Origin of the sequence: Corynebacterium pseudokroppenstedtii, assembly GCF_019754945.1 — a bacterium.
GTDB classification, from domain to species: domain Bacteria; phylum Actinomycetota; class Actinomycetes; order Mycobacteriales; family Mycobacteriaceae; genus Corynebacterium; species Corynebacterium pseudokroppenstedtii.
In genome coordinates this window covers 49808-75259 of sequence record NZ_JAEUWU010000001.1, presented here as the reverse complement: position 1 = coordinate 75259, position 25452 = coordinate 49808, and the positions used below count along the sequence as shown (strand labels likewise).

Genomic DNA, 25452 nt, shown 5'->3' with positions numbered 1-25452 from the left:
GCAACCATTTACGGGTTGAGGTGGCCGCCCTTTGAGAGCAACCGGCTTTACGCGGATTCCCTTTCCGCCTCCGTGGACGAAATCAGCCTCGGTTCAGCATCTTCTGTGACGCATTCTTCTGAAATAACCACTTCGGTAACGTCCTCTGAGTCGGGGACCTCGAACATGACCGGTCCTAAGATCTCCTCCAAGATCGCCCTCAGGCCACGAGCCCCCGTACCGCGTTCGATGGCCTTGTCGGCAATGGCATTAAGCGCACCCTCCTCCATGGTCAGGGTTACGCCATCCATGTCGAGCAGCCTGCTGTACTGCTTGACCAGCGAGTTCTTTGGTTCGGTCAACACGCGAACCAGCGCTTCGCGGTCAAGATCATTGACGGTAGCGACGACCGGGAGACGCCCAATGAACTCAGGAATTAACCCGAACTTCACCAGGTCTTCTGGCTGAACATAGGAGAACGCATCGAGTTCGTTTTCCTCTTTAGAGGACACATTCGCGCCGAATCCGAGCCCCTGCTTTCCGCGTCGCTCGCCAATGACTTTCTCCAAGCCCGCGAACGCACCGGCAACGATGAACAGGACATTCTTCGTATCGAGCTGGATAAATTCTTGGTTCGGATGCTTCCGGCCACCCTGCGGCGGGACCGAGGCCACCGTTCCTTCGAGAATTTTCAGCAGTGCCTGCTGAACACCCTCGCCTGAAACGTCCCTGGTAATCGAGGGGTTTTCCGATTTGCGTGAAATCTTATCGACCTCGTCGATGTAAATGATTCCGCGCTGGGCACGATCGACGTCAAAGTCCGCAGCCTGGAGGAGCTTCAGAAGAATGTTCTCCACGTCTTCACCGACATAGCCGGCCTCCGTCAGGCTGGTTGCGTCGGTCATGGCGAAGGGAACGTCGAGCATGCGGGCCAGTGTTTGCGCCAGGTAGGTCTTCCCAGAACCGGTCGGGCCGAGCATGAGGATGTTGGACTTCGCGATCTCTATATCGTCGTCAGACTTATGGTGGTCATTCTCATCGGCTTGGATGCGCTTGTAGTGGTTGTAGACCGCCACGGCTAAAGTCCGCTTTGCGGCGTCCTGGCCGATGACGTAATCACCGAGAAAGTCGACGATTTGCGATGGCTTGGGTAGCGCCTTGTCCGTCTTCTGCGCGGGTGAGTTATCGAATTCTTCTTCGATAATTTCATTGCACAGGTCGATGCATTCGTCGCAGATGTACACACCCGGGCCCGCGATAAGTTTGCGGACCTGTTTTTGGCTCTTTCCGCAAAAAGAGCACTTCAGGACATCGGCGCTTTCCTGCATACGTGCCATAAATTCCCTTGACCCCTAACGACTTCGTAGGCGTACAACCGTTCATGGTTGTCTATCCGAGACCAAAGCCCAGAATAGCAGCGGAACTCGTCGATTCCGCGCTCATTCTGGGCTCGTTGTCATCTCATTATAAATCTGGGCAGCAAACCGGCGCTTCCGGTTCATAAACCCTGTTCGCGTCGGTGCTCCGCCCTATTTCTGCGCAGAGGCCTTACGGTAATCAAAGACTTGGTCGATGATTCCGTATTCTTTCGCACCTTCTGCGGTGAGGATCTTGTCACGGTCGGTATCGATGCGAATCTGTTCCGCTGATACGCCGGTATGACGTGCCAAGGTGGTCTCCATCAAGGTCCGCATACGCTCGATCTCTGCGGCCTGGATTTCGAGGTCGGAAACCTGCCCCTGCGTGCCCTGCGTCGCTGGCTGGTGAATAAGAACACGCGCATTCGGCAACGCAGCACGCTTACCCGGCGTACCGGCTGCCAACAGCACTGCAGCAGCCGACGCAGCTTGCCCCAAGCAGACAGTGACGACGTCGGGACGGACATACTGCATGGTGTCGTAAATCGCCATGAGCGACGTGAAGGATCCGCCGGGCGAGTTGATGTACATGGTGATGTCGCGGTCCGGGTCCAGCCCCTCGAGGACCAGCAGCTGAGCCATGATGTCGTTGGCGGAGGCGTCATCGACCTGGGTACCGAGGAAGATGATGCGCTCTTCAAAAAGCTTGTTATACGGGTTGGATTCTTTGGCCCCAAACGAGCTGTGCTCGACAAATGATGGGAGGATGTAGCGGCTTTCTGGCATCTGCATGTGGGAAACCCCGTTCAGTTGAGAAGAAGAATACTGGTTGAGTTCATCGCTAGGGTTCATGGCCACTACTCTGTCTCCTCCTTCGCCGATGTAATCACGTGATCAACAAAGCCGTACTCTAAGGCCTCCTGGGCATCGAACCAGCGGTCACGGTCGGAGTCTTTCTGAATCCGCTCCAGCGACTGGCCGGTGTGCTGCGCGTTGAGCTCGGCCAAATCGCGCTTGGTGCGGGCGAACTGCTCGGCCTGAATAGCAATATCAGCTGCCGTTCCGCCTACACCTGCCGACGGCTGGTGCATCAAAATGCGAGCGTGTGGCAAAGCGTAGCGCTTGCCTTTTGTTCCCGCAGTGAGGAGGAACTGGCCCATGGAGGCAGCCAGGCCCATCCCGTACGTGGCGATGTCACACGGTGCGTACGTCATGGTGTCATAAATGGCCATCCCTGCGGTCACAGAACCACCGGGCGAGTTGATATACAACGAAATGTCCCGCGTCGGGTCCTCCGCCGAGAGCAAAAGGATCTGTGCGCAAAGCCGGTTGGCGATGTCGTCATTAACCTCGGTGCCGAGGAAGATAATGCGTTCCCGCAGCAGTCGCTCGAAGACGGAATCGTTAAGGTTCAATCCTGCTGTCCCATTTTCCATGGTGGGGGCAGAATATCCCTTCTGAGCACTAACTCCAGTGTCGTTTGAGGAAAAGTTCATTATGTACGCTCACTTTCCAATGTTTTTGGGTGCACCCCAGACTAGCTAATTCGATGAAGTGTGGCTCGCCTTTTGCGCTCTGTTCGCTGTTAGCGTGCGTCGGTATGAGATGCCGATGCCCCCACACCTTTCAGGGCGTGGGGGCAGTGTCGGAATTATCCGCAAGTCAACGGTTTATTTTTCAGCGTTCTCTGAATCGTCATCGGTGGGGGTTGCCACGGGAGCTTCCGCCGCTTGATCGAATTCAGCCGATTCTTCGGTCTCGGTGCCAGAGGGCGTTGCTTCACTGTTTTCCGATGCCTCGGCATCTGCGGACCCGGTAGAAGTCTCGTCGGTGTTTTCTTCTTCACCGAAGTATTCTTTCGGATCGATCTCGTTGCCATCGGTGTCCTTGACCGACACCGTGCAAATGGATTCAGCCAAAGCCTTGCCACGACGAACATCGGCGTAGAGGGCACCGATCTGGTCCGACGCCTGAATGGCCTGCATGAACTGCTGAGGCTCCATGCCGTACCGCTGGGCGGTGAACATGATGTGCTCGGTGAATTCCTGCTGGCTGACCTCTGGCTGGAGCTCATCAGCGAGAGTGTCGAGGAACAGCTGAGTCCGCACGGCCTCTTCTGCACTGGACCGGGTGTCGCGATCGAACTCTTCGCGGCTGCTGCCCTGGGCGGCGAGAAGCTGGTCAAAGGCTTTCTCATCACCATTGAACTGCTGGAGAAGCTGGTTCAACTGGCCCTTAACTTGCTCTTCGACAACGGCTTCTGGCAGCTCGAAGTCGGTCTTTTCCAGAGCCTTTTCGAGGACCTTGTCCCGGATCGACGACGCCTGCTCAGCCTTCTTGTTTTCCTCAACCTGCTTGGCCAAGGATTCACGAAGCTCGCCGATGGTGTCGAACTCCGATGCGAGCTGAGCGAAGTCATCGTCAGCTTCAGGAAGTTCACGTTCTTTGAGCGACTTCACAGTGACAGTGACCTCGGCCTCTTCGCCTTCGTGGTCACCGGCGACAAGGTTCGACTTAAAGGTCTTTGATTCATCAACCTTCATGCCCTCGAGCGCGTCGTCCAAGCCCTCGATGAGCTCGCCGTTGCCGACCTGGTGGGAAAGGCCTTCGGTCGTGGCCTCGTCAACAGGTTCGCCACCCACGGTTGCGGACAGGTCAATGGAGACGAAGTCGTCTTTCTGAACTGGGCGCTCGACTGCCTTCAAGGTGCCGAAACGTGCGCGGAGGTTGTCCAGCTCAGCGTCGACAGCGGCGTCGTCGGCAACGAGCGGATCGACTTCGACTTCGATGGTGGAGAAATCAGGAAGATCAATCTCCGGACGGACATCAGCCTCTGCGGTGAACTCAACGAGCTCGTTATCTTCCAGCCGGGTGATGTCGATGGTCGGTTGCGTGAGAACCTTGAGGTCATGCTCTTCAACAGCCTGGCTGTAGCGGCTGGGCAGCATGTTGTTGATGACCTGGTCGAGGATAGCCCCCCGGCCGAGTCGCGCCTCAAGAACGCGCGGAGGAACCTTGCCTTTACGGAAGCCAGGGAGTGTGACCTGCTGCGCCAGCGAGCGGTAGGCTTGGTCGATCTCCGGCTGAAGCTCGTCAAAAGGAACTTCGACAGTAAGCTTTACGCGAGTCGCGCTCTGTTGCTCAACGGAGCTCTTCACGGATGCACACTCCTGTGGTGTCGTTGGTTATTTGGAATACAATTTCTCTCTATTTGTGGAGACCCGGCCTGCCAAACGTCGTGTCTGACCGGCCGGGCCACTCCTGGTCGGGGTAGCGGGATTCGAACCCACGACCCCTCGCTCCCAAAGCGAGTGCGCTACCAAGCTGCGCCATACCCCGGTATGAAAGAAAGTCCACCGGCCACGAGTGCCGAAGACAACTAGAGTCTACGGGCACCGTTTTTGCCACTTTCATTGACCCCCACTATTCAGCGTTATCCACCGCAAAATACGTGGTGAAAGAGCTTTTTGTGATGTTACACGGTCAGCTTAGGGGTTAGCAATGGAGCGAGGCTGCGTCATTTTCTACTCTCCGCTGTGACAGCAGCTCTATGCCTTAATCCCTATGCCTTACGTTCCCTGTCTCACGACGGGCACTGCCGCATGATGACGGCATAACCTGTCCAAAAAGTGTCCACACCGCGTTTTGTCGTACACCCCCGGGAAGAACCCAATTCCTGGGCTCGAAACGCCGACGCACCGAAGAAGGAACCGGTACACGGAAAACTGAGGGAAAGCTACACCTAGAGCCTAAAAGTGCGTGGGGGATACGCGTCCCAAAACAAAAGTGCGGGGCTATATGATCAATTTTCGGCCATTTTTCGCCCATATCCCTCCGCAGTTTTCACAACCGACCCCGATATACCCCCACAGTTGTCCCGCACGCGGACACACTATTGGCGTATAACACTGAAGAACCCGTGTGGTCATATGCATGGTCATACGACGAAACCCGGCTAGTTCTCCGCAAGCGTGGAAAACCAACCGGGTGATATTGTCGTCGGGACTCTCTATGTCTCCGACATAATGGAGGGAATGACGGGAATCGAACCCGCGTCTTCAGCTTGGAAGGCTGAGGTATTAGCCACTATACGACATTCCCATTGCGAAAAACGGTACCTGAGCACGTGAAACACGGCTGACGCGTACTTCAACGCCCACGAACCTTCTTTCCGCGGTGTGTTGCCATAGTACATTTCGTTCGCGGTTTCGCAAAACCCGAACTCCCCACAAATTACGCATTCCCGATCCCGCTACAACGCTGCCTTTTAAACGCCGCTTTAAACGTCGCACGAACAAAACGCTCACTAGCGCAGAAGCATCAGCTTCATACGAGCAGCCGCGTCGCCAATTAGGCAAGCACCACCAGCAGCAATAACGCCCAGAATGTCGGTCACCTCAAGGCCCGTCGCGTAAAATAATGGTGACGACACTACCCCTGGAGGAACCATGCCTACCGATACTCCTGCTGCCCCACTATCAGGCGATTCTTCCGCATCACTGACGGCAACAACTCTCTCCACTGATTTATCCCAGACGCAACTTATCGCCAACGGCGTCAGTTTTGATTATTCGGGAGTACCGGTTCTCCGCAACATCGACCTCACCTTGTCAGCGGGCGACGTTCTCGGGCTGGTCGGCGATAACGGCGCTGGTAAATCGACGTTAATGTGGGTTCTCTCTGGCCGACGCAAGCCCACGAGTGGCGTCGTCACCCACGTCGGGCAACGTGTTCTTGGCTCCCAGGAATTAGAGGCCCCCTTCGATTCAACCGGTGAGATGCTCATTAAAGAGGCTCTGGGGCCGTCGCTTCGTCGCCTACAAGCATTCGAGGAGGCCACGGAAGCACTTGCCGACGCGGAGACAGACGAGGAAGTTGCCCGAGCAAATGAGCGGTATTCCACCATTTTCTCCGATGTCACGGCCCACGATGATTGGAATGCCGAACATAACGCGGACATCATTCTCGACAGCCTCGGCCTCACCAATGATGACTCAACGACTGTTAATGGTGAACCGCTGCTCTCACGCAGGACAGCCGATCTATCCGGTGGCCAGCGGGCGCGCCTTGGGTTAGCGCTCACCCTCATTCGCAATCCCGAGATTCTCCTCCTCGACGAGCCCACGAACCACCTCGACGACCGTGGCAGAGAACTTGTTATCGATCACATTCATAACCACGCTGGCGTGGTTGTCGTCGCTACGCATGATCGAGATTTTCTCGACGCGGTGTGTACGCAGATCGGCGATATCGTGCCCCGGCGCGAGGGAATTCACATTTTTAGGGGCAATTACACCGCTTATGACAAGCACCGTCGGCATGAGCGCGCGCTGTGGGAGCATCAATGGAAGACGGAGCAGAGGGAGAAAAACCAGCTAGAGCAGGATATTGAGGCACATCATGAGTCGGCCGGTCCGAAGAAGGCGAAGCGGGACAACGAAAAGGTCATGTATGGGATGGCCGGTAACCGGGCCGACCGTCAATTGTCCCGACGAATCCGTGCGACGCGGCAACGTCTCACCGAGCTCGAGGAGAACGGTGTGGAACAGCCCCCCGCAGTTCTCGGTCTCGATGCACCCTTGACGGCGCCCGTACCGCGTCGTCGGGTCGCGGCAGGATCCGAGGAGGACTTCGCCATTAAATTACAAGGACTCGTCGTCCCTGATCGTGTCCGCGTAGGGTCTTTGACTATTCGCCCGGGTGAAAAAGTAGTGATCACGGGGCCGAATGGAGCAGGCAAGTCGTCATTGCTCGGGGCTATCTCCGGCGCGGTGCCGACAGAGAGCGGGCAAGTTCGCATTGGGGAGGGCCAAAGTGTGGGTGTTCTCCGCCAAGAGCAGCGATGGGATGATCCCAGACAATCAGCAGAGGATCTGTATGCGTTGGCTCCCCACCCCACTGTGAGCTTCGACGAGCTCGGACTGCTGGCTCCTGAGGACGCCATTCGGCCCGTCGGGGACCTCTCTATAGGCCAGCAGCGACGAGTAGCGCTTGCGCTGATTGCAGCCGGCCCGCCTCATATTCTCCTTCTCGACGAGCCGACGAACCACCTCTCCGTCGACTTGATTGAAGAGGTACAGGATGCCATCGCGAGTGCTGAGGGAACAGTGCTTGTTGTCACTCACGACCGTCGGATGATTGAGCGGTTGGAGTCTCGGCACCTGATTGTTGACCACCACGAGGTGGTGGAAGGGCAACGAGGGCACCGTTCAGTCGAGTTCCAATAATTAACTTTGGCAACCATACCATTATCAGTACCCCTACTATGGGGTAACTTTTTTACCGGCTCGATAACGAATAGTTAACGATTCTTTATCGGGCGGAAATCTGCAGATTCTTTGGTAAGCAGCGCCTTTAAACGTGGGTTGAACACATACGGGGGTGTAATAAGTAGTTTAACGGACTTCATGCCAGTTTAGCTGGAGTTTTGCTACATAGCGCTCCCCTATTTTTCGGGCGTACACTCCTGACTCATGACACCGATCCTTCTTGACAAAGACTCAGGACACGAGCTGTGGACCGCAGCGCAATGCGCTGAGTTTTCTGGTACAGCGCGGGGTACATTCACCAGCTATGCGGGTCGTGGTCGCGCACCAAAGCCTGTAGCAAAGTTTCAAGGATTGACTCTCTGGGATGCTGAAGACGTAAAGCATTGGCACGAGAATCGAGTCGACCGTAGGAGAAAAAACGACTCCGACACCGACGGTTAAGCGCCACCCTGACCAGGCCATAACCACGCTGTCCGATGATGAATGCTCCTCTTCGGTGGAGGGCGAGCTGAAAGAAGATAACACCGGAAAAGGAAAAGCATCTCTTGCACATTGTTGCGCAAGAGATGCTTTCTTTTATGGCACGTTCGTGCCCGAGCCCCGACGGCAGCCCGGGCGGCCTACTGGTCTTCGGGCAACGCGGGTGCCATCCCCGTACGTTCATACTCCGCGAGAATGTCAAGCCGCCGCTGGTGGCGTTCCTCATTCGACCACGGCGCTTCGATGAAAGCGTCGACAATCTCGAGGGCTTCCTCCTCGGAGTGCTGGCGAGCCCCTAAACCGATGAGCTGTGCATTGTTGTGCTCCCGGGCAAGCTTGGCCGTCTCCACGGACCAGGCCAAAGCACAGCGGGCTCCCTTGACCTTGTTGGCAGCGATCTGCTCACCGTTTCCGGAACCGCCGATCACGATGCCCAATGATCCGGGATCGTTCACGACCCGGGCAGAGGCTTCGATGCAGTAAGCAGGGTAATCATCCTTGGGATCAAAGGAATGAGCCCCGCAATCGACGATCTCGTGGCCGTTCTTTTCCAAATGAGCAGCAATAGTATTTTTCAACTCGAACCCAGCGTGGTCCGCACCAAGATAAACGCGCATAGTTCTAGGGTAGCTCAGCAGTCTTGTTTTCTGGCATCTCTGTGCGAGATCGTTTCAATTCGAAGAAATGCGGGAACGCTGCCAAGGCCACTGCCCCATCGAAGATTCGTCCCGCATCTTCCCCGCGCGGTACACGGGTGATCACTGGCCCGAAGAACGCGTTATCGCCCAACTTCAGCACCGGCGTCCCCACGTCATCGCCGACCGCGTCCATCGCGCCCTGGTGGTGACGGCGTAGCGAATCATCCTGCTCAGTGGAGTGTGCCACCTCGAGATACGACGCCGGAAGGCCAATCTCTTCCAAGGCATCGCGGAGCACGTCGTCGAATCCCTCGCCGGCGTGAGCGTCCACTTCTTTCTTATCGTGAATCCGGGTGCCCATTGCGGTGTAGTAGGCGTCTAATTTCTCCGGATTTTCGTCGGCAATGAGGGCGGCAACGCGAGCTGGGCCCCACGTCTGTTTCATCATCTTCTTGTAATCGTCGGGAAGATCATCATTGTTCTCATTGAGAACCGACAAGCTCATAGGATGCCAAACCACAGTGATATCCCGGACTTTTTCTACCTCTTTAATCCACCGGGATGTTACCCAGCAAAACGGGCAGGAGACATCAAACCAAAAATCGATTCGCTGTTTGTCGGCCATGTCATTACCTCCATGATCTGTACGTTGGCGCTGTGCCCACCGAGGGCTCATTGCTCCCGCGATTTTTCATCACCTAGTAGTCTCAATATCTGGGAACTTTATGCTCTCGCATATTCCAAAGCCCTCCAGCGAAAGGACACAACGCAGGAATGTCATCAACTAATCTCACCTGGCAAGAGGCCAAGGACCGGGCCGCACTCATTGGAGTGGACCGGTACTCCATAATTTTAGACCTTACTGACGGACATGGGCTTCCTGGAGAAAAAACCTTTACGTCAAAGACCACAGTGTGGTTCCACACACGCGACGGTGTGTCGGAGGGCGATCTGGAGCAAGGAACCTTCCTGGATCTCCGCGCCTCGCGGGTAACATCTGTGCAGCTCAACGGGACCGATGTCACGACCGATGCGATCCGTTATTCGGATAACCAGTATGACGAGGAAGCCGGTATTCAGCTTCGCAATCTGGAACCTGGCGGCAACCGCGTCACGGTGTGCGCCGAATGCCGCTACTCGACCTCAGGTGAGGGACTTCACCGTTTCGTCGATCCCTCGGACAATGCGGTCTACCTGTACACACAATTCGAAACTGCCGACGCCAAACGCGTCTTCGCGTGCTTCGACCAGCCGGATCTCAAAGCCACGTACCGTGTGCAGGTCATCACGCCTGATTCGTGGCGGCTCATTACTAATGGCCCTGTCAGCACCACGGTGACCTCTCCCCGCGCGGGTATTCTCACGACCGACGGCGACAACCCACAAACAACGGTCGCGATTCACGAAGCTGAGGTTGATTACCCTCTCTCTACCTATTTAATTGCTTTCATGGCGGGGCCGTACACCGAAGCCACCGATGTGTGGCGCGGAACCATTACTCCGCATCCCGAAACATCGGACAAATCAACCGAAACGTCGGACGAATCGTCCAGCCAGGAAGTCGAAATTCCCCTCGGTCTTTATTGCCGACGGGCGCTGGCCGAGCACCTCGATTCCGAAGAACTGTTTAAGGAAACAAAACAGGGATTCGATTTCTACGCTAAGCACTTTGGCATCCCGTATCCATTTAAGAAATACGACCAAGTGTTCTGCCCTGAATACAACATGGGGGCAATGGAAAATGCCGGGGCCGTCACGATCCGTGAAGACTATGTGTTCCGGTCGGCCACCACTCGGTACCTCTACGAGCGTCGCAATGACACGATCCTCCACGAGATGGCGCACATGTGGTTCGGCGATCTCGTCACCATGAAGTGGTGGAATGACCTGTGGCTTAACGAATCATTCGCCACCTGGTCCTCGGCGCAGGCTCAAACTGAGGTCAGCGAATTTACCACCGCGTGGGTCACATTCGCCCACGTCGAAAAGGCTTGGGCATACGCGCAAGACCAGATGTCGTCCACGCACCCGATTTCGACGGACGCGTCGGATATCGAAACCGTCGACCAGAACTTCGACGGGATCACCTATGCCAAGGGCGCGTCGGTTCTCAAGCAGCTAGCCGCTTATGTCGGGCTCGACGAATTCTTCGCCGGTGTACGTCTGCATTTCCAGCGCCATCAGTACGACAACGCGACCTTCGATGATCTCCTTAACGCGCTCGAGGAATCGTCGGGACGCGATCTGTCCCAGTGGGCTGATCAATGGCTCAAGACCACCGGCGTCAATACCTTGTCCGTCGATGCGCAGGCTAAAGACGGGGCCTACACCTCAGTTGCTGTCAAGCAGAGTGGTGCGCAACCGGGTGAAGGCGAACACCGCGATCACCGCATCGGCGTCGGCGTCTATTCCCTCCAGGATGGTGACGTCGTTCGCACAGCTAACACCGAGCTGGATATCCACGGTGAGAGCACCGACGTTCCTGAACTCGTCGGCACTCCCGTCGGCGATCTCGTTCTGCCCAATGATGGCGACCTGACATATGCGCTCATCGATCTCGATGATGCTTCCAACGAGTTCGTGCTGAATCACCTGCCGGCAATTAAGGATCCCATGGCTCGCGCTCTGTGCTGGTCGGCGGAGTGGGAGCGTCTGCGCGCTGGTCGTTTGCGCGCTCGTGATTTCATCGCGCTTGTTGAGCGTGGTCTGCCTCATGAGACGGAAACCGCCGTCGTTCAGCAATTAGTTCGACAGGTTGTGTCCGCAGCGAGGAACTATGCCGACCCGACGTGGCTTGCCGACGAAGGCTGGGATGCGGTTGCTCATGCTTTGGTATCGACGGCACGCGCGGCTGCTCCGGGTAGCGATACCCAGCTCGCGGCGGTCAAGGAGCTGCCCAATGTGGAGCCCACTGCCGAGACTGTTGCTATCGCGCGCGCGATTGTCGATGGCACCCCGGAGAGTGTCGAACTGGACGGTCTCTCCATCGATACCGATATGACGTGGCTTGCGATCAAAATGCTTGCCGCGTCCAGCGGTTCCCACGGGGTGTCAGAGGATGAGGTCACAAAGCTTATCGACGAAACCTCCGCGAACGACCGTTCGTCATTGGGTGAACAAGCGGCGATTGCGGCGCGGGCGCTCCTGCCAACACCGGACAACAAGTCTCGCGTGTGGGATGACATCATGGGCGAGGATGCGTCGACGCTGTCGAACCGCCAGTTGTTGTCGAATGTCGCAGGATTTAGGACTGCCGGCAGTGACGAGCTCTTGGCCGGTTACCGCGATCGTTATTTCGATGAGGCCCTCAGTGTGTGGGAGAACCTCAATGGCGAGATGGCTCTGCGCGTGCTCGCGGGAATGTATCCATCATGGGATACATCGGACGAGGCTATCGCTCGAGCCGAGAAACTGGTTGCCGACGAAGAATTGCCCGCTGGTTTCCGCCGACTGATCGCGGAGGGTAAGGATAATCAGCGCCGCTTCGCTGCAGCACGTGAACACGACCGGAGCTAAAAGCCATAGCCTCGATGTCTCCTGAACTGGGGACGCCGAGGCCTCCCCGGCCATACGGTCCGGGCCTACATATTAAGTAGGTTCAGCCGATTCCTGCGTTGTGCAAGGACCGTTCCCAGCCTGGTATCCGTCCTGACCCAGAGAGGCGAAACGGAGACCCGCATAATATCGCCTCCGATAAAACCGAGGCTTCCCAAGGCGATAATGGCTCGCGACGTGAGCTGCGCCGTCTCTTCCGTCGTCGGCGATTCGACGGTCATAATCTTCTGGTCCAACAGCGATTGAGCTATCCCCGCTGGCCCCGATTCTGCCGTGGCTGTGTCACGGACGTCGTTATATAACGCCGCAACGGTGTCTATCGCTACGTCATCAATATAGGTGAATGTCTCTGTCAGAGGCACAGGTCCGGGCCACATTCCCGGCGTACCGGGGTGCTCCAGCGAAAGAGTTATCGGACCACCCTCCCGAGAGTGGAAAGAGGTCGACGCATCGATGGCTCGCCGCACGTTCGAACAATGCGTGATGACGTCACGAGCCGAGTCATTCCCCCACACACCACGGACCCGTCGCAGCCCAAAGGGACCAAGTGGCGTGGTGACATAAACATCGAACCACTGATGACGCTGGTCACGAGCCTCGATGGCAGCACCCGCAGCATTAGGTTGGCGAGATCTGGTATTCGCAAGATGAATCCGAACCAACGCCGTCGAATCGAGGCGTTCTGCTCGAGACATGTATGTGAAGAGGTCTCGAGCAACGCCGTGCTCAATAGTTATCGGCATGGTGTCCCCTGGATGAGGCCGGTGGATTACTCCGTAGAATCCGGAGGCACGAGTTGATCAATATCGGGTTCATTATCTTGGCCTCGTTCGATTTCTCTCACGGGGCGAGTGATCATGGACTCGAGGAGCTGCCGTTCACTGTCCGTAATTTCGCGCGGAGAGCTCGACCGCATATCGATAGCAACCTGCGTAATCTTCACTTCGCAACACACGATCCCGTCGCGATCGAGGATCAGTTGGCGGACACCAAAAGATGTTCGGCCGACCCGGGTCACTTCTGAATTCACGGTCACGGTGTGGCTGGATGGGGAAATTCCGCGTCGGTAATCCAATTCGGCGTGGCGCACAAATACCTTTGGTACTGACCCGTTACCAGCTATGGACTCCATTTCGTTCAGAAGTGCGACGCGTGAATCTTGTGAGAACTCGAGATACGCCGAGTTATTGACGTGACCATACATGTCGAAGTCGGACCACCGAAGTGGCAATGACACTGTATGGACCCTGCCAGTACGTCCGAGTACTTCACGAAAAGGCATAATTCACCATGACCTAACGAATTAGCGAGTTAACTTCCGGTGAGTCACACGGTGGGGACGCGCAGCTTCTTCACCGAGCCTATCGACCTTGTTCTTCTCATAGTCCTCGAAGTTACCTTCAAACCAGTACCACTGGCCTTCGGCAACATTGCCTTCCCAGGCGAGAATGTGTGTACACGTGCGATCCAAGAACCACCTATCGTGGGAGATCACAACAGCACACCCCGGGAATTGTTCAAGCGCATTCTCCAAGCTGGAGAGAGTTTCGACATCCAGATCGTTGGTGGGCTCATCCAATAGGATCAGGTTACCACCCTGCTTCAAGGTCAGCGCCAGGTTCAAACGGTTACGCTCACCGCCGGAGAGCACCTTGGCTGGCTTTTGCTGATCAGCACCTTTGAAACCGAAAGCCGAAATATAAGCGCGCGATGGCATTTCGTTCTGGCCGACGATGATGTAGTCCAGCCCGTCAGAGACGACTTCCCACACGGTCTTTTCGGGGTCAATGTTCTCACGGTTCTGGTCCACGTAGCTGATGTCGACAGTTTTACCGACTTTCACCTCGCCGGAATCCGGCTCTTCAAGCCCCACAATCGTCTTGAACAAGGTGGACTTACCCACACCGTTCGGGCCGATAACACCGACGATGCCGTTACGAGGCAACGTGAAGGACAGGTCTTTGATCAGGGTACGGCCATCGAAGCCCTTGTTGAGGTGGCTGACCTCCACAACCTGGTTGCCCAGGCGCTGCGGGGTCGGAATTTGGATTTCCTCAAAGTCGAGCTTCTTATATTTCTCGGCCTCCGCAGCCATTTCCTCGTAACGCTGCAAGCGAGCCTTATTCTTCGCCTGACGTGCCTTAGCGCCCGAGCGCACCCACTGCAGTTCCTGCTTCAACCGCTTCTGCAGCTTGGCGTCTTTCTTACCCGCAACTTGCAGACGCTCAGATTTCTTCTCCAAGTACGTGGAGTAGTTACCTTCGTAGGGGTACAGCTTCCCGCGATCGACCTCACAAATCCACTGGGCAACGTGGTCGAGGAAGTAACGGTCGTGGGTAACAGCCAACACCGCGCCCGGATAATTACGCAGATGCTGCTCCAGCCAGAGCACAGACTCAGCGTCCAAGTGGTTGGTGGGCTCATCGAGCAGCAATAGATCTGGCTCAGCCAACAGAAGCTTGGCTAGTGCTACACGACGACGCTCACCACCGGATAGCGTCGTCACTGGCGAGTCTGACGGCGGACACCGCAGCGCATCCATAGCCTGGTCGATCTTCGAATCCAATTCCCAGGCGTCGGCAGTGTCGATTTTCTCCTGCAGGACGGTCATGCGTTCCATGAGCTCATCGGAATAATCCGTCGCCATCTTTTCGGCGATTTCTTCATATTCACGCTTGACTTCCCAGATCTCTCCGAGGCCTTCTTCCACGTTGCCGCGGACGGTCTTTTCCTCGTTGAGTGGAGGCTCCTGGAGCAAGATCCCCACAGAAGCGCCGGGATCGAGGAACGCCTCACCATTGGAGGGCTGATCAATTCCCGCCATAATTTTCAAGATCGACGATTTTCCGGCGCCGTTTGGCCCCACCACGCCGATCTTGGCCCCCGGATAAAAAGCCATGGTGACGTCGTCAAGAATGACTTTTTCTCCATGCGCCTTGCGCACGTTTTTCATTGTGTAAATGAATTCACCCATACAGTCCTCAACTCATTTTTCTATGCCGCACGAACCTAGCATTCTCTGCTCACCTACTATGGCCGATGACCATAGGGTTCACCACCTCGAAAGCTAATCTCAAGGATCAACCTCGAGAGTTAAGAGGTGCGATGGTCCCCGCGCAAGTTCCTCAGCAAAGTCTAACCGTTGAGGGTACGCAAGCACGGTGCTAACAACAACCAGTTACGACGACTCCTTCACGGAGGCACGCCCTCATGCGCTAGCCAGGGCGACATCCCGTGTGTATGAATCCTCCTGTTCGCTCAAATGCGTGGAGTCCCTCAGGGCTGTGGAGTCGGTGGAAGTGCTCGAATCACTCGACGAGCCCTCGGGGAATGGATTTCCATCCGACGTGACCGTTCCGTCCCAATCGGTGGAGAGACTCGTCACCTCCCCTGATCCCTTGGCTGCTCCAGCAGAGGAGCCGATTTCCAACGGAACCAAACGTCCTAGGCGACTAGTCATCGCGGACGTAATAACGATCCTGTTGAGGTCAACTCCAACGTGAGAGGCCTTGATTCTCACGGAGCTCCGCGTGATCTTCTCCCCCGAGTCCAACGTCGCCTCCCACGAATGAGTGATCAGCCGACCGTATATAACAACTGGCATCCCCTTCGTTACCGATTTCAAACAGTGTGTGGCTAGTGGACCGGACATCTGGACGTCGATAAATAATGAGTCAGATGACTGCCATACACCATCGTCGTCACGCCAACGACGATCCGACGCAACGCGCATAGTTGCGAAAGGGGTTCGACCCGATGGTGTTCGATCAACTGGGTCACTGACGACGTTTCCCACGACGGTGACCATTGCGGAATTTTGTGCCATGACGTACCTACTCTCCCTCCTACGAAGGGCGCTCCCGGTAACGGCTGAGTAGCTGAGTAGCTGATTAGCGCAGTACCGTGAAGTCCTCATCGATAGAGACGATCTGAAAATGACAAACTCAGAGTGGCACACGGTGGTCCGGAAATTAGGCCTGTGAGGAGCTCATCGGGGCGTCCGCTGTGGATAACCAAAGTTATCCACAGATTTTTATTCACCCGACTTTCTTATCCGCGCAGTGAATCCACACGGTGAAAAAGATCCGTGAAACAAAAAATAACGCCCCGTGCCGACAGAAGGGGTGAGTGCCGAAAGTAGGTGTCGCCGATACAACGGATAATCGCATAGCGATAAAGAAAAACCGGACCGCGCTATCGCACAGTCCGGCGCATGTCATCGGAAGGCCTCGTCATGACCTCCGATGACGAACAGGGAAACACGCTGCTGAAGCCCCGTTTAAGGGTTCAACTAGGCGCACAGTGAAGATCGATATGTACTACTTTCCAGATGGAGTACGGGTCTCGGCGCTGATGAACCAAGCCTGCTGCTCCAGCTGCTTGATGTATTCGTGCAGCAGATCAGCACTCGTCGGGTCAGCCTCGTCAACGCGGTCGTGAACCTCACGCATGGTGTTGGTTGTCGCGTTAATAGCCTCGACGACGTGGGAAATAGCGTCGTGAGTAAGGATCTCTCCTGCCGGGAACTCCGGAAGGGACGAACCTGCGGCTACAACGGCCGTGCGACCATCGGGAATGCCATTCAAAGCACGCATACGCTCAGCGATTTCGTCGGTGCCTTCACGAGCAACCGAAACAAGCTCGTCTAAGTTCAGGTGCAGATCGCGGAAGTTCGGTCCGAGAATGTTCCAGTGAGCTTCCTTGGCAACCAGGCTCAAATCGATGAAATCAACGAGAACCTTCTGCAAATCAGAAACAACGTCGCTAGGAGCACTAAAGGCTGGAGTTGTTTGAACGGAGCTTTCAGCGGAAGCCGAACGCCCAACAGATGCTTGCGCGGAAGTCATATCTTTTTCCTTCTCTCGATAAGTTGGTTTGTCGTCTCAGAGCTACGTGGACTGTGCCCGATACCGGGCTTTTCCTTCGCTCTGCCCCTAGTTATACACCCTTCTTATACGCGTGGCAACTATTAATAAGCTGGCTTTAGATAGGGCTTAGCTATTGCCGACTTTGGGCCCCGGCGAGGCTAATCCGACCGGTTATCAGCTCAGTCCCCTTCACTGGACCTACCGTTCCCTGAACCTTTTCCACTGACATCCTGCTGCTCAGCGTCAACACTGCCGGTTGGCTTATCGGCAGGCGTTTTTGCTGATGAGCGGCGTGCCTTCGGTACGTTATGGTGCTCAAACTTCTTCTGGTGGAAGTAACTCCGCACCTCGTCAGACGAATAATCTGAGCTGTAGTAGTCCTGCAGTTCCCGATCCCCTGCGCCAGAGTTCAGCGCCGCGAGCATCTCGTTGTAGGCATTGAGTTCGGCCTCGTGGGTGCGGTCAGCCCGACGCTCATAGCGTGCTGTTTCTTTACTATCTTCCCGACGCCACTGCAGGAAGTGAGCCGCTGTCACGATTAACAGCGGGATCTCGCCGGTTGCCCACGCGATCTTACCGCCCAGGTTCTGATCAGCCATGTAGTCGACGTGCCACGGGATACCGAAGGTTTCATACATCGGTTGCCCGAGCGGGTAATTCAACTGCATGAGGGCAATCGCAAACCAAGCGTGGAACGGCATTGTTCCTAAGATGGTCACCATTTTGATGAACGGAGACGTATGGCGAGGTGCCGCGTCGATACCAATTGATATCCAGTAGAAAATGTACCCGGAGACCAAGAAGTGAGCGATCATGAATAGGTGACCGAAGTGATACTTCATGAGAGCCTCAAATAGAGGCGTGAAGTACATAATGTAGAACCCAATGACGAACTGTGCAGCAGCCACAACGGGGTTCGTTAAAAACCGCGAAACCGGGTTATTGATAAAAGCAACAATCCACTCACGTGGCCCAGGGACACCGTCGCGGCCCGCAACAGGCAAGGCGCGGAGGAATAAGGTCACCGGACCAGCCAAAACCCAGGCGATCGGGATCGCCATCGACAAAATCATGTGCTGGATCATGTGCATCGAGAACGACACCATCGCGTACATCCCGAGGCCAGAAGACGTCGCGAAAAGTAGAAGAATGTTCCCTAGTGTCCACCACAACACTCGGCTAAAAGGCCACTCCCCGCCCTTTTTCCGGAGATGGACGTAGGCCCACACATATAAAACTTCCGCAATTATTGCGACGGTTCCGTAAATCATGTCGAACCGCACCATGCCGAACAGACCACCCCACGACGGTGGCTTCGTCAGGCTGAAGCCCAGCTCAAGCTCCATGACGTTAAGGTTCAGCTCTTTCGGCAAGGGTGGCGGAATGCGAGACAAAGATACAGCGACGCCGATTGTCGCCGCCATCACGACCAGTTCCACGATCGCAATTTGAGAAAAGGCGAGTCGGTCCGACGGATTCTTTTCCAGCTTGGGAATCGTCATTCGTCGGTGGAGGAATCCAAAAATGCCCAGGACGATGAGCAAAACCGCTTTGGCTGTAATTACTCGGCCATAATTACTGGTCAGAAGTTCATCGACGCGGATGCGAAGCAACGCATTAACTACTCCTGAGATTGCCAAAACAATAATCGACACCAATGCTAAGAAGCTGTATCGCTTGACGATAACGTCCATGTGGGGCCCTTTGCGCAGGGCGTGCTGGATCATTGCTGCCAAGCCGCCGACCCACAATGCACAAAACACAAAGTGCCACAGGTACGAATTAACGCCATAGTCATGATTACCACCGGCCGCTGAGTGTCCTTCAAGGCTAATAGGTATCAACGTCACCAGGGAGAAAGCGAAAAATAGCATCTGGAAAATCCAGCGTCGCGTCCCTAACGACCACACGACAGTGATCAACGCGAAGATAGCGACCCACATCCAGGAACGCGCCACAGATACTTGGTCAATCGCTTCCCCCCAGTGCGCCGGGCTGAGCGTCGTCGACAATGGTGCCCCCGAAACGTCCGACAAACTCATCGGGATAAGCAGCAGTGCGAGAACAGCCCATATAAATAGGCACCACGTGCCTGTTCTGCTTGCTTTATACCCGTCGACGTCGAGGTAACCATCTTTCCGTGGTGGTGTGCCAAATGCCGACATCAAGAATGATCCGACACCAATGAAGCCGAACATCGTGGCCAGACCACGGACAAAGGGAAGACCGAAGGATACCGAGAAACCAGGGTCGGGAATTCCTAGCGCAGACAGTGATTCGCTATACAAGGAATAGCCGATGGCCGCCCCCACTATTCCCGCCACGAGCCCGGCGAGCACAAAGTAACCGGTAGCTGACCGCACAGGCACCGAAGAACCAGCTTTCGTCTTTACCTCCGTCATACTCCCAACCCTACCCAGCGCGGAGACGATCTAATCAACCCGAAGGACCAGTTATCAGCAAAGAGTTCAGTACTGTTATATTCGTCTAGTGGGTTGCGACGAAAGCGCAACCCACGATCGATAAAATGCCCCTGTAGCTCAGTGGATTAGAGCATCCGGCTTCTACCCGGAGTGGCGCGGGTTCGAATCCTGCCAGGGGCACCACACGACCGATCAGCTGTCGGATGCCCCAACATAAGTGTCTGTTCAGTGGTGCGGACAGAATCCCGGAGGATTGTGTCCGCACCACCCTTTGACACTTATTCACCAACAGGCACCACTACAAAAGCCCACGACAATCCATGAGCACATGTGAACCTTTATCTCCGAGTGCCGAGTATCTTTACTGTGTAGCGCTATTTCCTAGGCCTACTATAAATCAAATATATGACCCCGACAAGAGTTCCGAACACGACCGTTTTTCCCCAATCCTCCCGCGAAAAGGGGTCATCTTTGAAAACCAAAGACCACAAGTAGAAGAAAACGAGAAATCCCCCGGCCATTCCAATCCACCACCGAATAGCTTTCAGGACGTTTGTGGTTCGCTTCTGCATCAGATCCTCCTTCCGATCAATCTCCTATTTACAAAAGGCACACCTAGCTCCATAAAAAGCTAGCACGGAGGCAATAGCTGCAGCATTCCGCTTAACACCCTGTTTTGCTAGGTATGCAACCGCTTCTTCCGCAGCTTCGAAGTACTTTTCCTGTCCTATCAAAACAGCAATGGCATTGACATGAAATATTTCTTTAACATCGTCCTCGACCTTCCCTTCCATGCAAGAAAGGAATTTTTCAGTTCCACCGAGGCCAAAGGCGTATTCATTTGCTACTGTTTCGTCAGAAAAGAGTTCATCAGGAGTCAAGCCGACAACCGCTGCAGCTTCAGCCGTCTCCTCTTCGCCCACATTATCAACTAGGACTTCTTCCTTTTCTTTACCACTTTCCACTCGGGATAGTTCCTTAAACAACTTCGCAGCAAGTTCCACTTCGTGCGCCTGTTCAGAGGTAAAGTTCTCCAATTGTTTCTGATCAGTCGAATCCGTTACGGGCGTAGCGACTGCCATACCCGCTCCAGCCAAGGAAACTGATAAAGCAAGGAGTACTGAGGAGATAATCCGTCCGTGGCTCATCCATATTACAAGCCATTCCTTTCAGTGAATTTTTCAACCTACAACCTGTAGGCATCCTTACTTTTCATACCGAGACGTAAGCTGTCTATAGGTTTTATAAATTAGGTTGACCTACACCCCGAGACGGGGGATATGTTAGCCTTGCGCCAAATTTTTCAGATCATCCATTCACATACATCAACTGGACACTAATGACCGCCACGCCACTGTTATGTAGCACAAACCAGACGCGCCCCGCCACATCACGCAACGCAGGATACCTCCTGCTTGGGAAGTATGTTTCAATCGTCTAACAGCATCAGTAGGTGCCCGGCATCGTTGATAGCCTCCACTCTCATGACACCCATCCGTATAGTACTCGGAGGCAGATCTGCACTAAGCTGCCCTAACGATTGGGTTGGATGAGTAAGCCACGCCCGGAAGGCTGTTCACTGCGAATACCCGGCGATCACCGCAAACCGGGCTGTATCAGGCAAAATGGCTGTATCAGGCAAAATAAAGTCAAGTTAAATAAAGCATGCGTACAAGCACTCAGCATTAACTGATTGAGGTTCAACTGTGGACAGTCGTGATGAGCAATCCCTACGCGCGGCAAAAATGTACTACCGCGACAACCTTAGCCAAGCAGAAGTTGCCCTGGCTTTAGGTATTTCGCGACCAACAACATCCAAGCTCATTCAGCATGCCCACGACCGCGGCTTCGTAACCATCACTATTCGCGATCCCCGGGAAGCGTCGTCCACCACCGCAACGGCACTAGCGACAAAATATGGCTTAACATCTGTGCGGCTCGCACAACCGGTATCGCAGACCACCGACGATATCGTCGATGCCCTCGGTCATGTCGGTGCGCAAGCCCTCCGTTCTCTTGTCGTCGATGGGTCCAGTGTCGGTGTGTCGTGGGGGCGAACAATGTATTCCATCGCCCAGCATCTCACTGAAAAAAACGTTCACGACGTGACGATCGTTCAGCTGAAAGGCGGAATGTCATATACAGACCGGAAAACGAACGATATCGAAACGATCACGTTGTTTTGTAAAGCCTTTCACGCATATGCCCACACTCTTCCCCTGCCCGTCATTTTTGATAACGCCGAAACAAAAGAACTTGTAGAAAAAGACCGGTTTATCGCCAATGTTCTCGAGCAAGGGAGAAAAACTGACATCGCCGTTTTTACAGTGGGGTCAGCGGGAGAAAACAGTCTGGCCCTTAACCTTGGCAGCGTTACTCCCTCCGAGCGCACACAGCTTCGTCAACGGGCGGTGGGTGATATTTGCTCACGGTTTTTCGACGCGAATGCATCCGTCGCCGTGCAATCAGTGGACGAACGCACTGTCGGAATAACCATGGAAGATTTAGCGCAGCGCCCGGTCCGACTTCTCGTCGCGGGCGGATTACACAAAGTGCGCGCCTTGAAAGTTGCGCTGAAAGCGGGGATGGCAACGCACTTAGTCACTGATCAAGCGTGCGCAGAACGCTTACTTGAGGAATGATTGCCGACCCTAACTTGCGACGACTCCCACAATTGCAGCGTTAATCATATTGACGCAGAAACCTGCAAGAAGAGCAAACATTCCGAATTTGGCTATCTCACCACGACGCTCTGGCGCTAATCCACCCATCGATCCCATTTGGATTGCAATCGAAGAGAAGTTGGCAAACCCAGCCAACGCGAAGGTTGAGATCATGACAGCTTTGTCGGAGAGTTCATCAACGTGCTTACCGAACGAGGTGTAGCCCACGAACTCATTGAGCACCGTCTTTTGCCCGATAAAGTTACCGACGTCAACGGCATCGTGCCATGGAACGCCGATAGCCCAAGCAAATGGGGCAAGCGCCCAACCGAATATTCCTTCCAGGCTCCATTCGGAATGGCCGAACCAGCTACCGATTCCTCCGATAATCGCTGACAAGAAAGCGATGACCGCGATAAAGGCGATCAGGAGGCATCCGACGGTGACAGCAATGCGCCCACCATTCATAGCGCCGCGGCCAAGAGCATCAATGACGTTCTTTGATTCTTCATCGCGGACATCACGGACGGTCGCGTCCAATTGGCTCTCTTCCGTTTCCGGGAAGAATGCCTTAGCCATGAGTAGCGAGCCGGGAGCATTCATAACGCTTGCCGCCAAGAGGTATGGAAGTGGAGCCCCCAAAAGGGAGTAGCCAATCAAGGTGGACCCTGCGACGGAGGCAAAACCGCCGGTCATACAGGTGAATAATTCGGATTTCGTCAGCTTTTTGATATACGGCTGAATGAGGAGGGGCGCTTCACTCTGCCCCAAGAAAATAACGGTTGCAGCAAAGACCGATTCAACCTTGGACGTCCCCATGAGTTTTCCGAGGGCACCGCCGACGTATTCAACAACAATTTGAATGACACGGAGATAGTACAGAACACCGATGATCGCACCGAGGAAGATAATGACTGGGAGAACATTGAGTGCAAAGACGAAGCCGATTTTGTCCCCAAACAAGGGACCAAAAACGAATTCTGTTCCTTTGTCGGTATAACCGATGAGCTGGTCGATGCCCTCAGCCAACCACTTGAGAGCGTGATATCCGGGCCCCCACTTCAGGACCAACAGAGCCAGGATGACTTGGAGGGCAAGGCCGGTGCCCAGGGTCCGCCAGTTAATTTTGGATCGGTGTTTAGATAACGCAACGCCGAGAGCAAGGATAACGGCAATACCAATTAGCCCTTGGAATCTTTCCATGATTACCCCTCCAGGTCTTCAGGGCCGAAGGAAAATGGGAGAATTGATTCAAAGGGTAATACAAATGGGCGCGATTCCTTCTCCACAATGACACGAGAACAACCGAATTCCCTCAAAACCTGCCGGCACGCACCACAGGGCCAACACGGTTCGGCTTTGAGACCAACAATGGCAACTGTGTCGATACGGGGAACATCTCCACTTTCCGCAATCATGCGAAACGATGCTGTTCGTTCCGCGCAGTTCGTTAAACCATAGCTGGCGTTTTCTATGTTGCACCCAGTGATGGTCTTCCCCTCCGTGGTGCGAATAGCAGCACCGACGGGGAACTCACTGTATGGCACGTATGCACCTTTGGCAGCGTCACGCGCCTGTTCTAGCAGTGTGATATCCGCTGCAGCATCAGAAAATTCACCCCGAGAACTGCCGACGTCGGAAGCGTTCTTTTCAATCATGATGTGTCCTCACGATCAAGGAGCCACGAAGGGTGGCGTCGTCAAGTAAGCCTGCGAACATATATGAAAAAAGATATTGACATACGTTCCGACTGTTATGATAATTGAGATCACAACGTGGAAACAAGAGTTGGTTACGTCACACTTTAAGCCTTATGGCGCATCCCCACTCCCGCCTCAAAGGTGACCTCACGGTACACCGGAACACTGATTGGAGTACTACATGGCTGAGCATTTCGATGCCGTCGACGTTATCCGCACCAAAAGAGATAAGGGGGAGCTTTCCCAAGGTCAGATAGATTGGGTTATCGACGCGTACACCCGCGGAGTCGTCGCTGATGAACAAATGTCTGCTCTCGCAATGGCTATCTTCCTCAATGGGATGAACCGGCGAGAGATCGCGCAATGGACTCAGGCGATGATTAATTCCGGTGAAACGATGTCCTTTAGCTCACTGTCGCGTCCAACAGCGGATAAGCACTCGACAGGCGGCGTGGGTGACAAAATCACCCTCCCCCTCGCTCCACTGGTGGCATCGTTTGGAGTATCGGTTCCGCAGCTCTCCGGCCGAGGGCTCGGCCACACTGGCGGCACGCTGGACAAATTGGAATCAATCCCGGGCTGGCAGGCGAATCTGTCTAACGATCGCATGATGCAGATGCTCGAAGACCCCGGATGCGTCATCTGTGCCGCCGGCTCAGGGCTCGCACCAGCGGATAAAAAGCTCTATGCACTGCGCGACATCACCAGCACTGTGGACTGCATCCCCCTGATCGCAAGTTCAATCATGAGCAAAAAGATCGCGGAGGGCACGGGCGCGCTCGTCCTCGATGTAAAAGTTGGTTCAGGAGCTTTCATGAAAACTCTTGACGACGCGCGCGAACTGGCTCAAACAATGGTGAACCTGGGAACCGACGCCGGAGTCAAAACCGTCGCACTGCTCACAGATATGTCCACGCCACTGGGGAAGACTGTCGGAAATGCCCTCGAGGTCAGGGAATCGCTGGACGTTCTCGCTGGTGGAGGGCCCGCCGACGTTGTCGAGCTAACCTGCGAATTAGCCCGTGAAATGCTCAATTTGGCCGGAGTTCACGACGCTGACGTTGAAGAAGCTTTGAAGAATGGCCGTGCAATGGACACCTGGAAGTCCATGATCCGCGCCCAGGGCGGCGATCCCGATGCCCCACTGCCCACCGCGAAACACACAGAAACTGTGTACGCGGATGCAGATGGCGTGATCACCGAACTCGACGCCCTTGCCATCGGTGTGGCTAGCTGGCGATTGGGCGCCGGGCGTGCACGCAAAGAAGATCCAGTTCAGGCTGGCGCTGGGATTGAAATCTTGGTGGACCGCGGCCAAAAGGTCACGAAAGGCACCCCCTTGTTCACGCTTCATTCTGACGACACGGACCGATTCGAACGCGCTCTGGAATCACTCAACCAAGGCTGGAGTATTGCTCCTATCGACGAGAGCGTTCCTACACCACGTCAGTCCGTCGTTATCGAAAAAATCAACTAGCCCCGGCCGTTGTTCAGTGCCCGCAAACGGCATTGAACAACT

General features: G+C 54.9%; 21 protein-coding genes and 3 tRNA genes. 6 read left to right on the top strand and 18 right to left on the bottom strand.

The annotated features are described in order from the left end of the window. Positions 1–47: 47 nt before the first annotated feature. The 7 genes from clpX to JMN36_RS10845 all read right to left on the bottom strand — a co-directional run bounded on the left by clpX (position 48) and on the right by JMN36_RS10845 (position 5769). On the bottom strand, positions 48–1316 hold the full coding sequence (gene clpX, locus JMN36_RS00365) for an ATP-dependent Clp protease ATP-binding subunit ClpX (protein ID WP_204087243.1): 1269 nt from the start codon (positions 1314–1316) through the stop codon (positions 48–50). Positions 1317–1508: 192 nt separating this feature from the next. Beyond that, on the bottom strand, positions 1509–2129 hold the full coding sequence (locus tag JMN36_RS00360) for an ATP-dependent Clp protease proteolytic subunit (RefSeq protein ID WP_041629449.1): 621 nt from the start codon (positions 2127–2129) through the stop codon (positions 1509–1511). A gap of 65 nt (positions 2130–2194) precedes the next feature. Then, the gene (locus tag JMN36_RS00355; RefSeq protein WP_204087244.1) at positions 2195–2833 is read right to left on the bottom strand and encodes an ATP-dependent Clp protease proteolytic subunit; all 639 of its coding nucleotides are present in this window, start codon (positions 2831–2833) and stop codon (positions 2195–2197) included. Between the two features lie 174 nt (positions 2834–3007). Further along, positions 3008–4495, bottom strand: coding sequence for a trigger factor (gene tig, locus JMN36_RS00350; RefSeq protein ID WP_204087245.1), 1488 nt, complete (start codon positions 4493–4495; stop codon positions 3008–3010). A gap of 104 nt (positions 4496–4599) precedes the next feature. After that, positions 4600–4676 (bottom strand) — tRNA-Pro (locus JMN36_RS00345). Positions 4677–5363: 687 nt separating this feature from the next. Further along, positions 5364–5438 (bottom strand) — tRNA-Gly (locus JMN36_RS00340). Between the two features lie 205 nt (positions 5439–5643). Continuing rightward, positions 5644–5769 carry a hypothetical protein gene (locus JMN36_RS10845; RefSeq protein ID WP_269091326.1) on the bottom strand — a complete coding sequence of 42 codons (126 nt, stop codon included), beginning with the start codon at positions 5767–5769 and terminating at the stop codon, positions 5644–5646. Positions 5770–5785: 16 nt separating this feature from the next. Between JMN36_RS10845 and JMN36_RS00335 the strand changes: the two genes are divergently transcribed. Both JMN36_RS00335 and JMN36_RS00330 read left to right on the top strand, forming a co-directional pair. After that, positions 5786–7564: an ABC-F family ATP-binding cassette domain-containing protein gene (locus JMN36_RS00335; protein ID WP_204087246.1), complete on the top strand. Its 1779-nt coding sequence runs from the start codon at positions 5786–5788 to the stop codon at positions 7562–7564. A 246-nt stretch (positions 7565–7810) separates the two neighbouring features. Then, positions 7811–8047 (top strand): helix-turn-helix transcriptional regulator, encoded by a 237-nt coding sequence (locus tag JMN36_RS00330; RefSeq protein WP_081429426.1) that lies wholly within the window; start codon positions 7811–7813, stop codon positions 8045–8047. Positions 8048–8226: 179 nt separating this feature from the next. On the opposite strand, the gene JMN36_RS00325 is transcribed toward JMN36_RS00330, so the two are convergent. Together JMN36_RS00325 and JMN36_RS00320 are read right to left on the bottom strand one after the other, a co-directional pair. Continuing rightward, complete coding sequence (locus JMN36_RS00325) at positions 8227–8703, bottom strand: ribose-5-phosphate isomerase (RefSeq protein WP_204087247.1); 477 nt, start codon at positions 8701–8703, stop codon at positions 8227–8229. Positions 8704–8707: 4 nt separating this feature from the next. Further along, the gene (locus JMN36_RS00320) at positions 8708–9349 is read right to left on the bottom strand and encodes a mycothiol-dependent nitroreductase Rv2466c family protein (protein WP_204087248.1); all 642 of its coding nucleotides are present in this window, start codon (positions 9347–9349) and stop codon (positions 8708–8710) included. 149 nt (positions 9350–9498) lie between these two features. On the opposite strand from JMN36_RS00320, the gene pepN reads away from it, so the two are divergent. Continuing rightward, positions 9499–12240 carry an aminopeptidase N gene (pepN, locus tag JMN36_RS00315; RefSeq protein WP_204087249.1) on the top strand — a complete coding sequence of 914 codons (2742 nt, stop codon included), beginning with the start codon at positions 9499–9501 and terminating at the stop codon, positions 12238–12240. 65 nt (positions 12241–12305) lie between these two features. On the opposite strand, the gene JMN36_RS00310 is transcribed toward pepN, so the two are convergent. From JMN36_RS00310 to JMN36_RS00285, 6 genes are all read right to left on the bottom strand, one after another. After that, positions 12306–13022 (bottom strand): DUF8185 domain-containing protein, encoded by a 717-nt coding sequence (locus JMN36_RS00310; RefSeq protein WP_204087250.1) that lies wholly within the window; start codon positions 13020–13022, stop codon positions 12306–12308. Between the two features lie 26 nt (positions 13023–13048). Then, positions 13049–13516 (bottom strand): acyl-CoA thioesterase, encoded by a 468-nt coding sequence (locus tag JMN36_RS00305; protein WP_236881831.1) that lies wholly within the window; start codon positions 13514–13516, stop codon positions 13049–13051. 66 nt (positions 13517–13582) lie between these two features. Continuing rightward, entirely contained in the window at positions 13583–15253 is a 1671-nt protein-coding gene (ettA, locus tag JMN36_RS00300; RefSeq protein ID WP_012732008.1) for an energy-dependent translational throttle protein EttA, read from the bottom strand. A 234-nt stretch (positions 15254–15487) separates the two neighbouring features. After that, complete coding sequence (locus tag JMN36_RS00295) at positions 15488–16105, bottom strand: single-stranded DNA-binding protein (protein ID WP_204087252.1); 618 nt, start codon at positions 16103–16105, stop codon at positions 15488–15490. Between the two features lie 493 nt (positions 16106–16598). After that, the gene (locus JMN36_RS00290; RefSeq protein ID WP_012732009.1) at positions 16599–17126 is read right to left on the bottom strand and encodes a Dps family protein; all 528 of its coding nucleotides are present in this window, start codon (positions 17124–17126) and stop codon (positions 16599–16601) included. Positions 17127–17326: 200 nt separating this feature from the next. Next, the gene (locus JMN36_RS00285; protein WP_204087253.1) at positions 17327–19549 is read right to left on the bottom strand and encodes a bifunctional copper resistance protein CopD/cytochrome c oxidase assembly protein; all 2223 of its coding nucleotides are present in this window, start codon (positions 19547–19549) and stop codon (positions 17327–17329) included. A gap of 127 nt (positions 19550–19676) precedes the next feature. Here JMN36_RS00285 and JMN36_RS00280 point away from each other — a divergent pair. Next, positions 19677–19753, top strand: a tRNA-Arg gene (locus tag JMN36_RS00280). Positions 19754–20166: 413 nt separating this feature from the next. Here the strand turns inward: JMN36_RS00280 and JMN36_RS00275 are convergent. After that, positions 20167–20652, bottom strand: coding sequence for a hypothetical protein (locus JMN36_RS00275; protein ID WP_204087254.1), 486 nt, complete (start codon positions 20650–20652; stop codon positions 20167–20169). A 624-nt stretch (positions 20653–21276) separates the two neighbouring features. Here JMN36_RS00275 and JMN36_RS00270 point away from each other — a divergent pair. Next, a complete protein-coding gene (locus JMN36_RS00270) occupies positions 21277–22212 on the top strand; it encodes a sugar-binding transcriptional regulator (RefSeq protein WP_204087255.1) in 936 nt (311 codons plus the stop codon). A 9-nt stretch (positions 22213–22221) separates the two neighbouring features. Here JMN36_RS00270 and JMN36_RS00265 read toward each other — a convergent pair whose 3' ends face one another. After that, positions 22222–23436, bottom strand: a complete 1215-nt coding sequence (locus JMN36_RS00265) for a NupC/NupG family nucleoside CNT transporter (RefSeq protein WP_204087256.1) — start codon at positions 23434–23436, stop codon at positions 22222–22224. Between the two features lie 2 nt (positions 23437–23438). Further along, complete coding sequence (locus tag JMN36_RS00260) at positions 23439–23891, bottom strand: cytidine deaminase (protein ID WP_204087257.1); 453 nt, start codon at positions 23889–23891, stop codon at positions 23439–23441. 223 nt (positions 23892–24114) lie between these two features. On the opposite strand from JMN36_RS00260, the gene JMN36_RS00255 reads away from it, so the two are divergent. After that, the gene (locus tag JMN36_RS00255) at positions 24115–25410 is read left to right on the top strand and encodes a thymidine phosphorylase (RefSeq protein ID WP_204087258.1); all 1296 of its coding nucleotides are present in this window, start codon (positions 24115–24117) and stop codon (positions 25408–25410) included. The last annotated feature ends 42 nt before the right edge of the window (positions 25411–25452 follow it).

Bases quoted from the DNA above. Each gene is read 5' to 3' on its own strand.
- clpX (WP_204087243.1), bottom strand. From the start codon at position 1,316: ATGGCACGTATGCAGGAAAGCGCCGATGTCCTGAAGTGCTCTTTTTGC.
- JMN36_RS00360 (WP_041629449.1), bottom strand. From the start codon at position 2,129: ATGCAGATGCCAGAAAGCCGCTACATCCTCCCATCATTTGTCGAGCAC.
- JMN36_RS00355 (WP_204087244.1), bottom strand. From the start codon at position 2,833: ATGAACTTTTCCTCAAACGACACTGGAGTTAGTGCTCAGAAGGGATAT.
- JMN36_RS00335 (WP_204087246.1), top strand. From the start codon at position 5,786: ATGCCTACCGATACTCCTGCTGCCCCACTATCAGGCGATTCTTCCGCA.
- JMN36_RS00330 (WP_081429426.1), top strand. From the start codon at position 7,811: ATGACACCGATCCTTCTTGACAAAGACTCAGGACACGAGCTGTGGACC.
- JMN36_RS00325 (WP_204087247.1), bottom strand. From the start codon at position 8,703: ATGCGCGTTTATCTTGGTGCGGACCACGCTGGGTTCGAGTTGAAAAAT.
- JMN36_RS00320 (WP_204087248.1), bottom strand. From the start codon at position 9,349: ATGGCCGACAAACAGCGAATCGATTTTTGGTTTGATGTCTCCTGCCCG.
- pepN (WP_204087249.1), top strand. From the start codon at position 9,499: ATGTCATCAACTAATCTCACCTGGCAAGAGGCCAAGGACCGGGCCGCA.
- JMN36_RS00310 (WP_204087250.1), bottom strand. From the start codon at position 13,022: ATGCCGATAACTATTGAGCACGGCGTTGCTCGAGACCTCTTCACATAC.
- ettA (WP_012732008.1), bottom strand. From the start codon at position 15,253: ATGGGTGAATTCATTTACACAATGAAAAACGTGCGCAAGGCGCATGGA.
- JMN36_RS00295 (WP_204087252.1), bottom strand. From the start codon at position 16,105: ATGGCACAAAATTCCGCAATGGTCACCGTCGTGGGAAACGTCGTCAGT.
- JMN36_RS00290 (WP_012732009.1), bottom strand. From the start codon at position 17,126: ATGACTTCCGCGCAAGCATCTGTTGGGCGTTCGGCTTCCGCTGAAAGC.
- JMN36_RS00285 (WP_204087253.1), bottom strand. From the start codon at position 19,549: ATGACGGAGGTAAAGACGAAAGCTGGTTCTTCGGTGCCTGTGCGGTCA.
- JMN36_RS00275 (WP_204087254.1), bottom strand. From the start codon at position 20,652: ATGGCAGTCGCTACGCCCGTAACGGATTCGACTGATCAGAAACAATTG.
- JMN36_RS00265 (WP_204087256.1), bottom strand. From the start codon at position 23,436: ATGGAAAGATTCCAAGGGCTAATTGGTATTGCCGTTATCCTTGCTCTC.
- JMN36_RS00260 (WP_204087257.1), bottom strand. From the start codon at position 23,891: ATGATTGAAAAGAACGCTTCCGACGTCGGCAGTTCTCGGGGTGAATTT.
- JMN36_RS00255 (WP_204087258.1), top strand. From the start codon at position 24,115: ATGGCTGAGCATTTCGATGCCGTCGACGTTATCCGCACCAAAAGAGAT.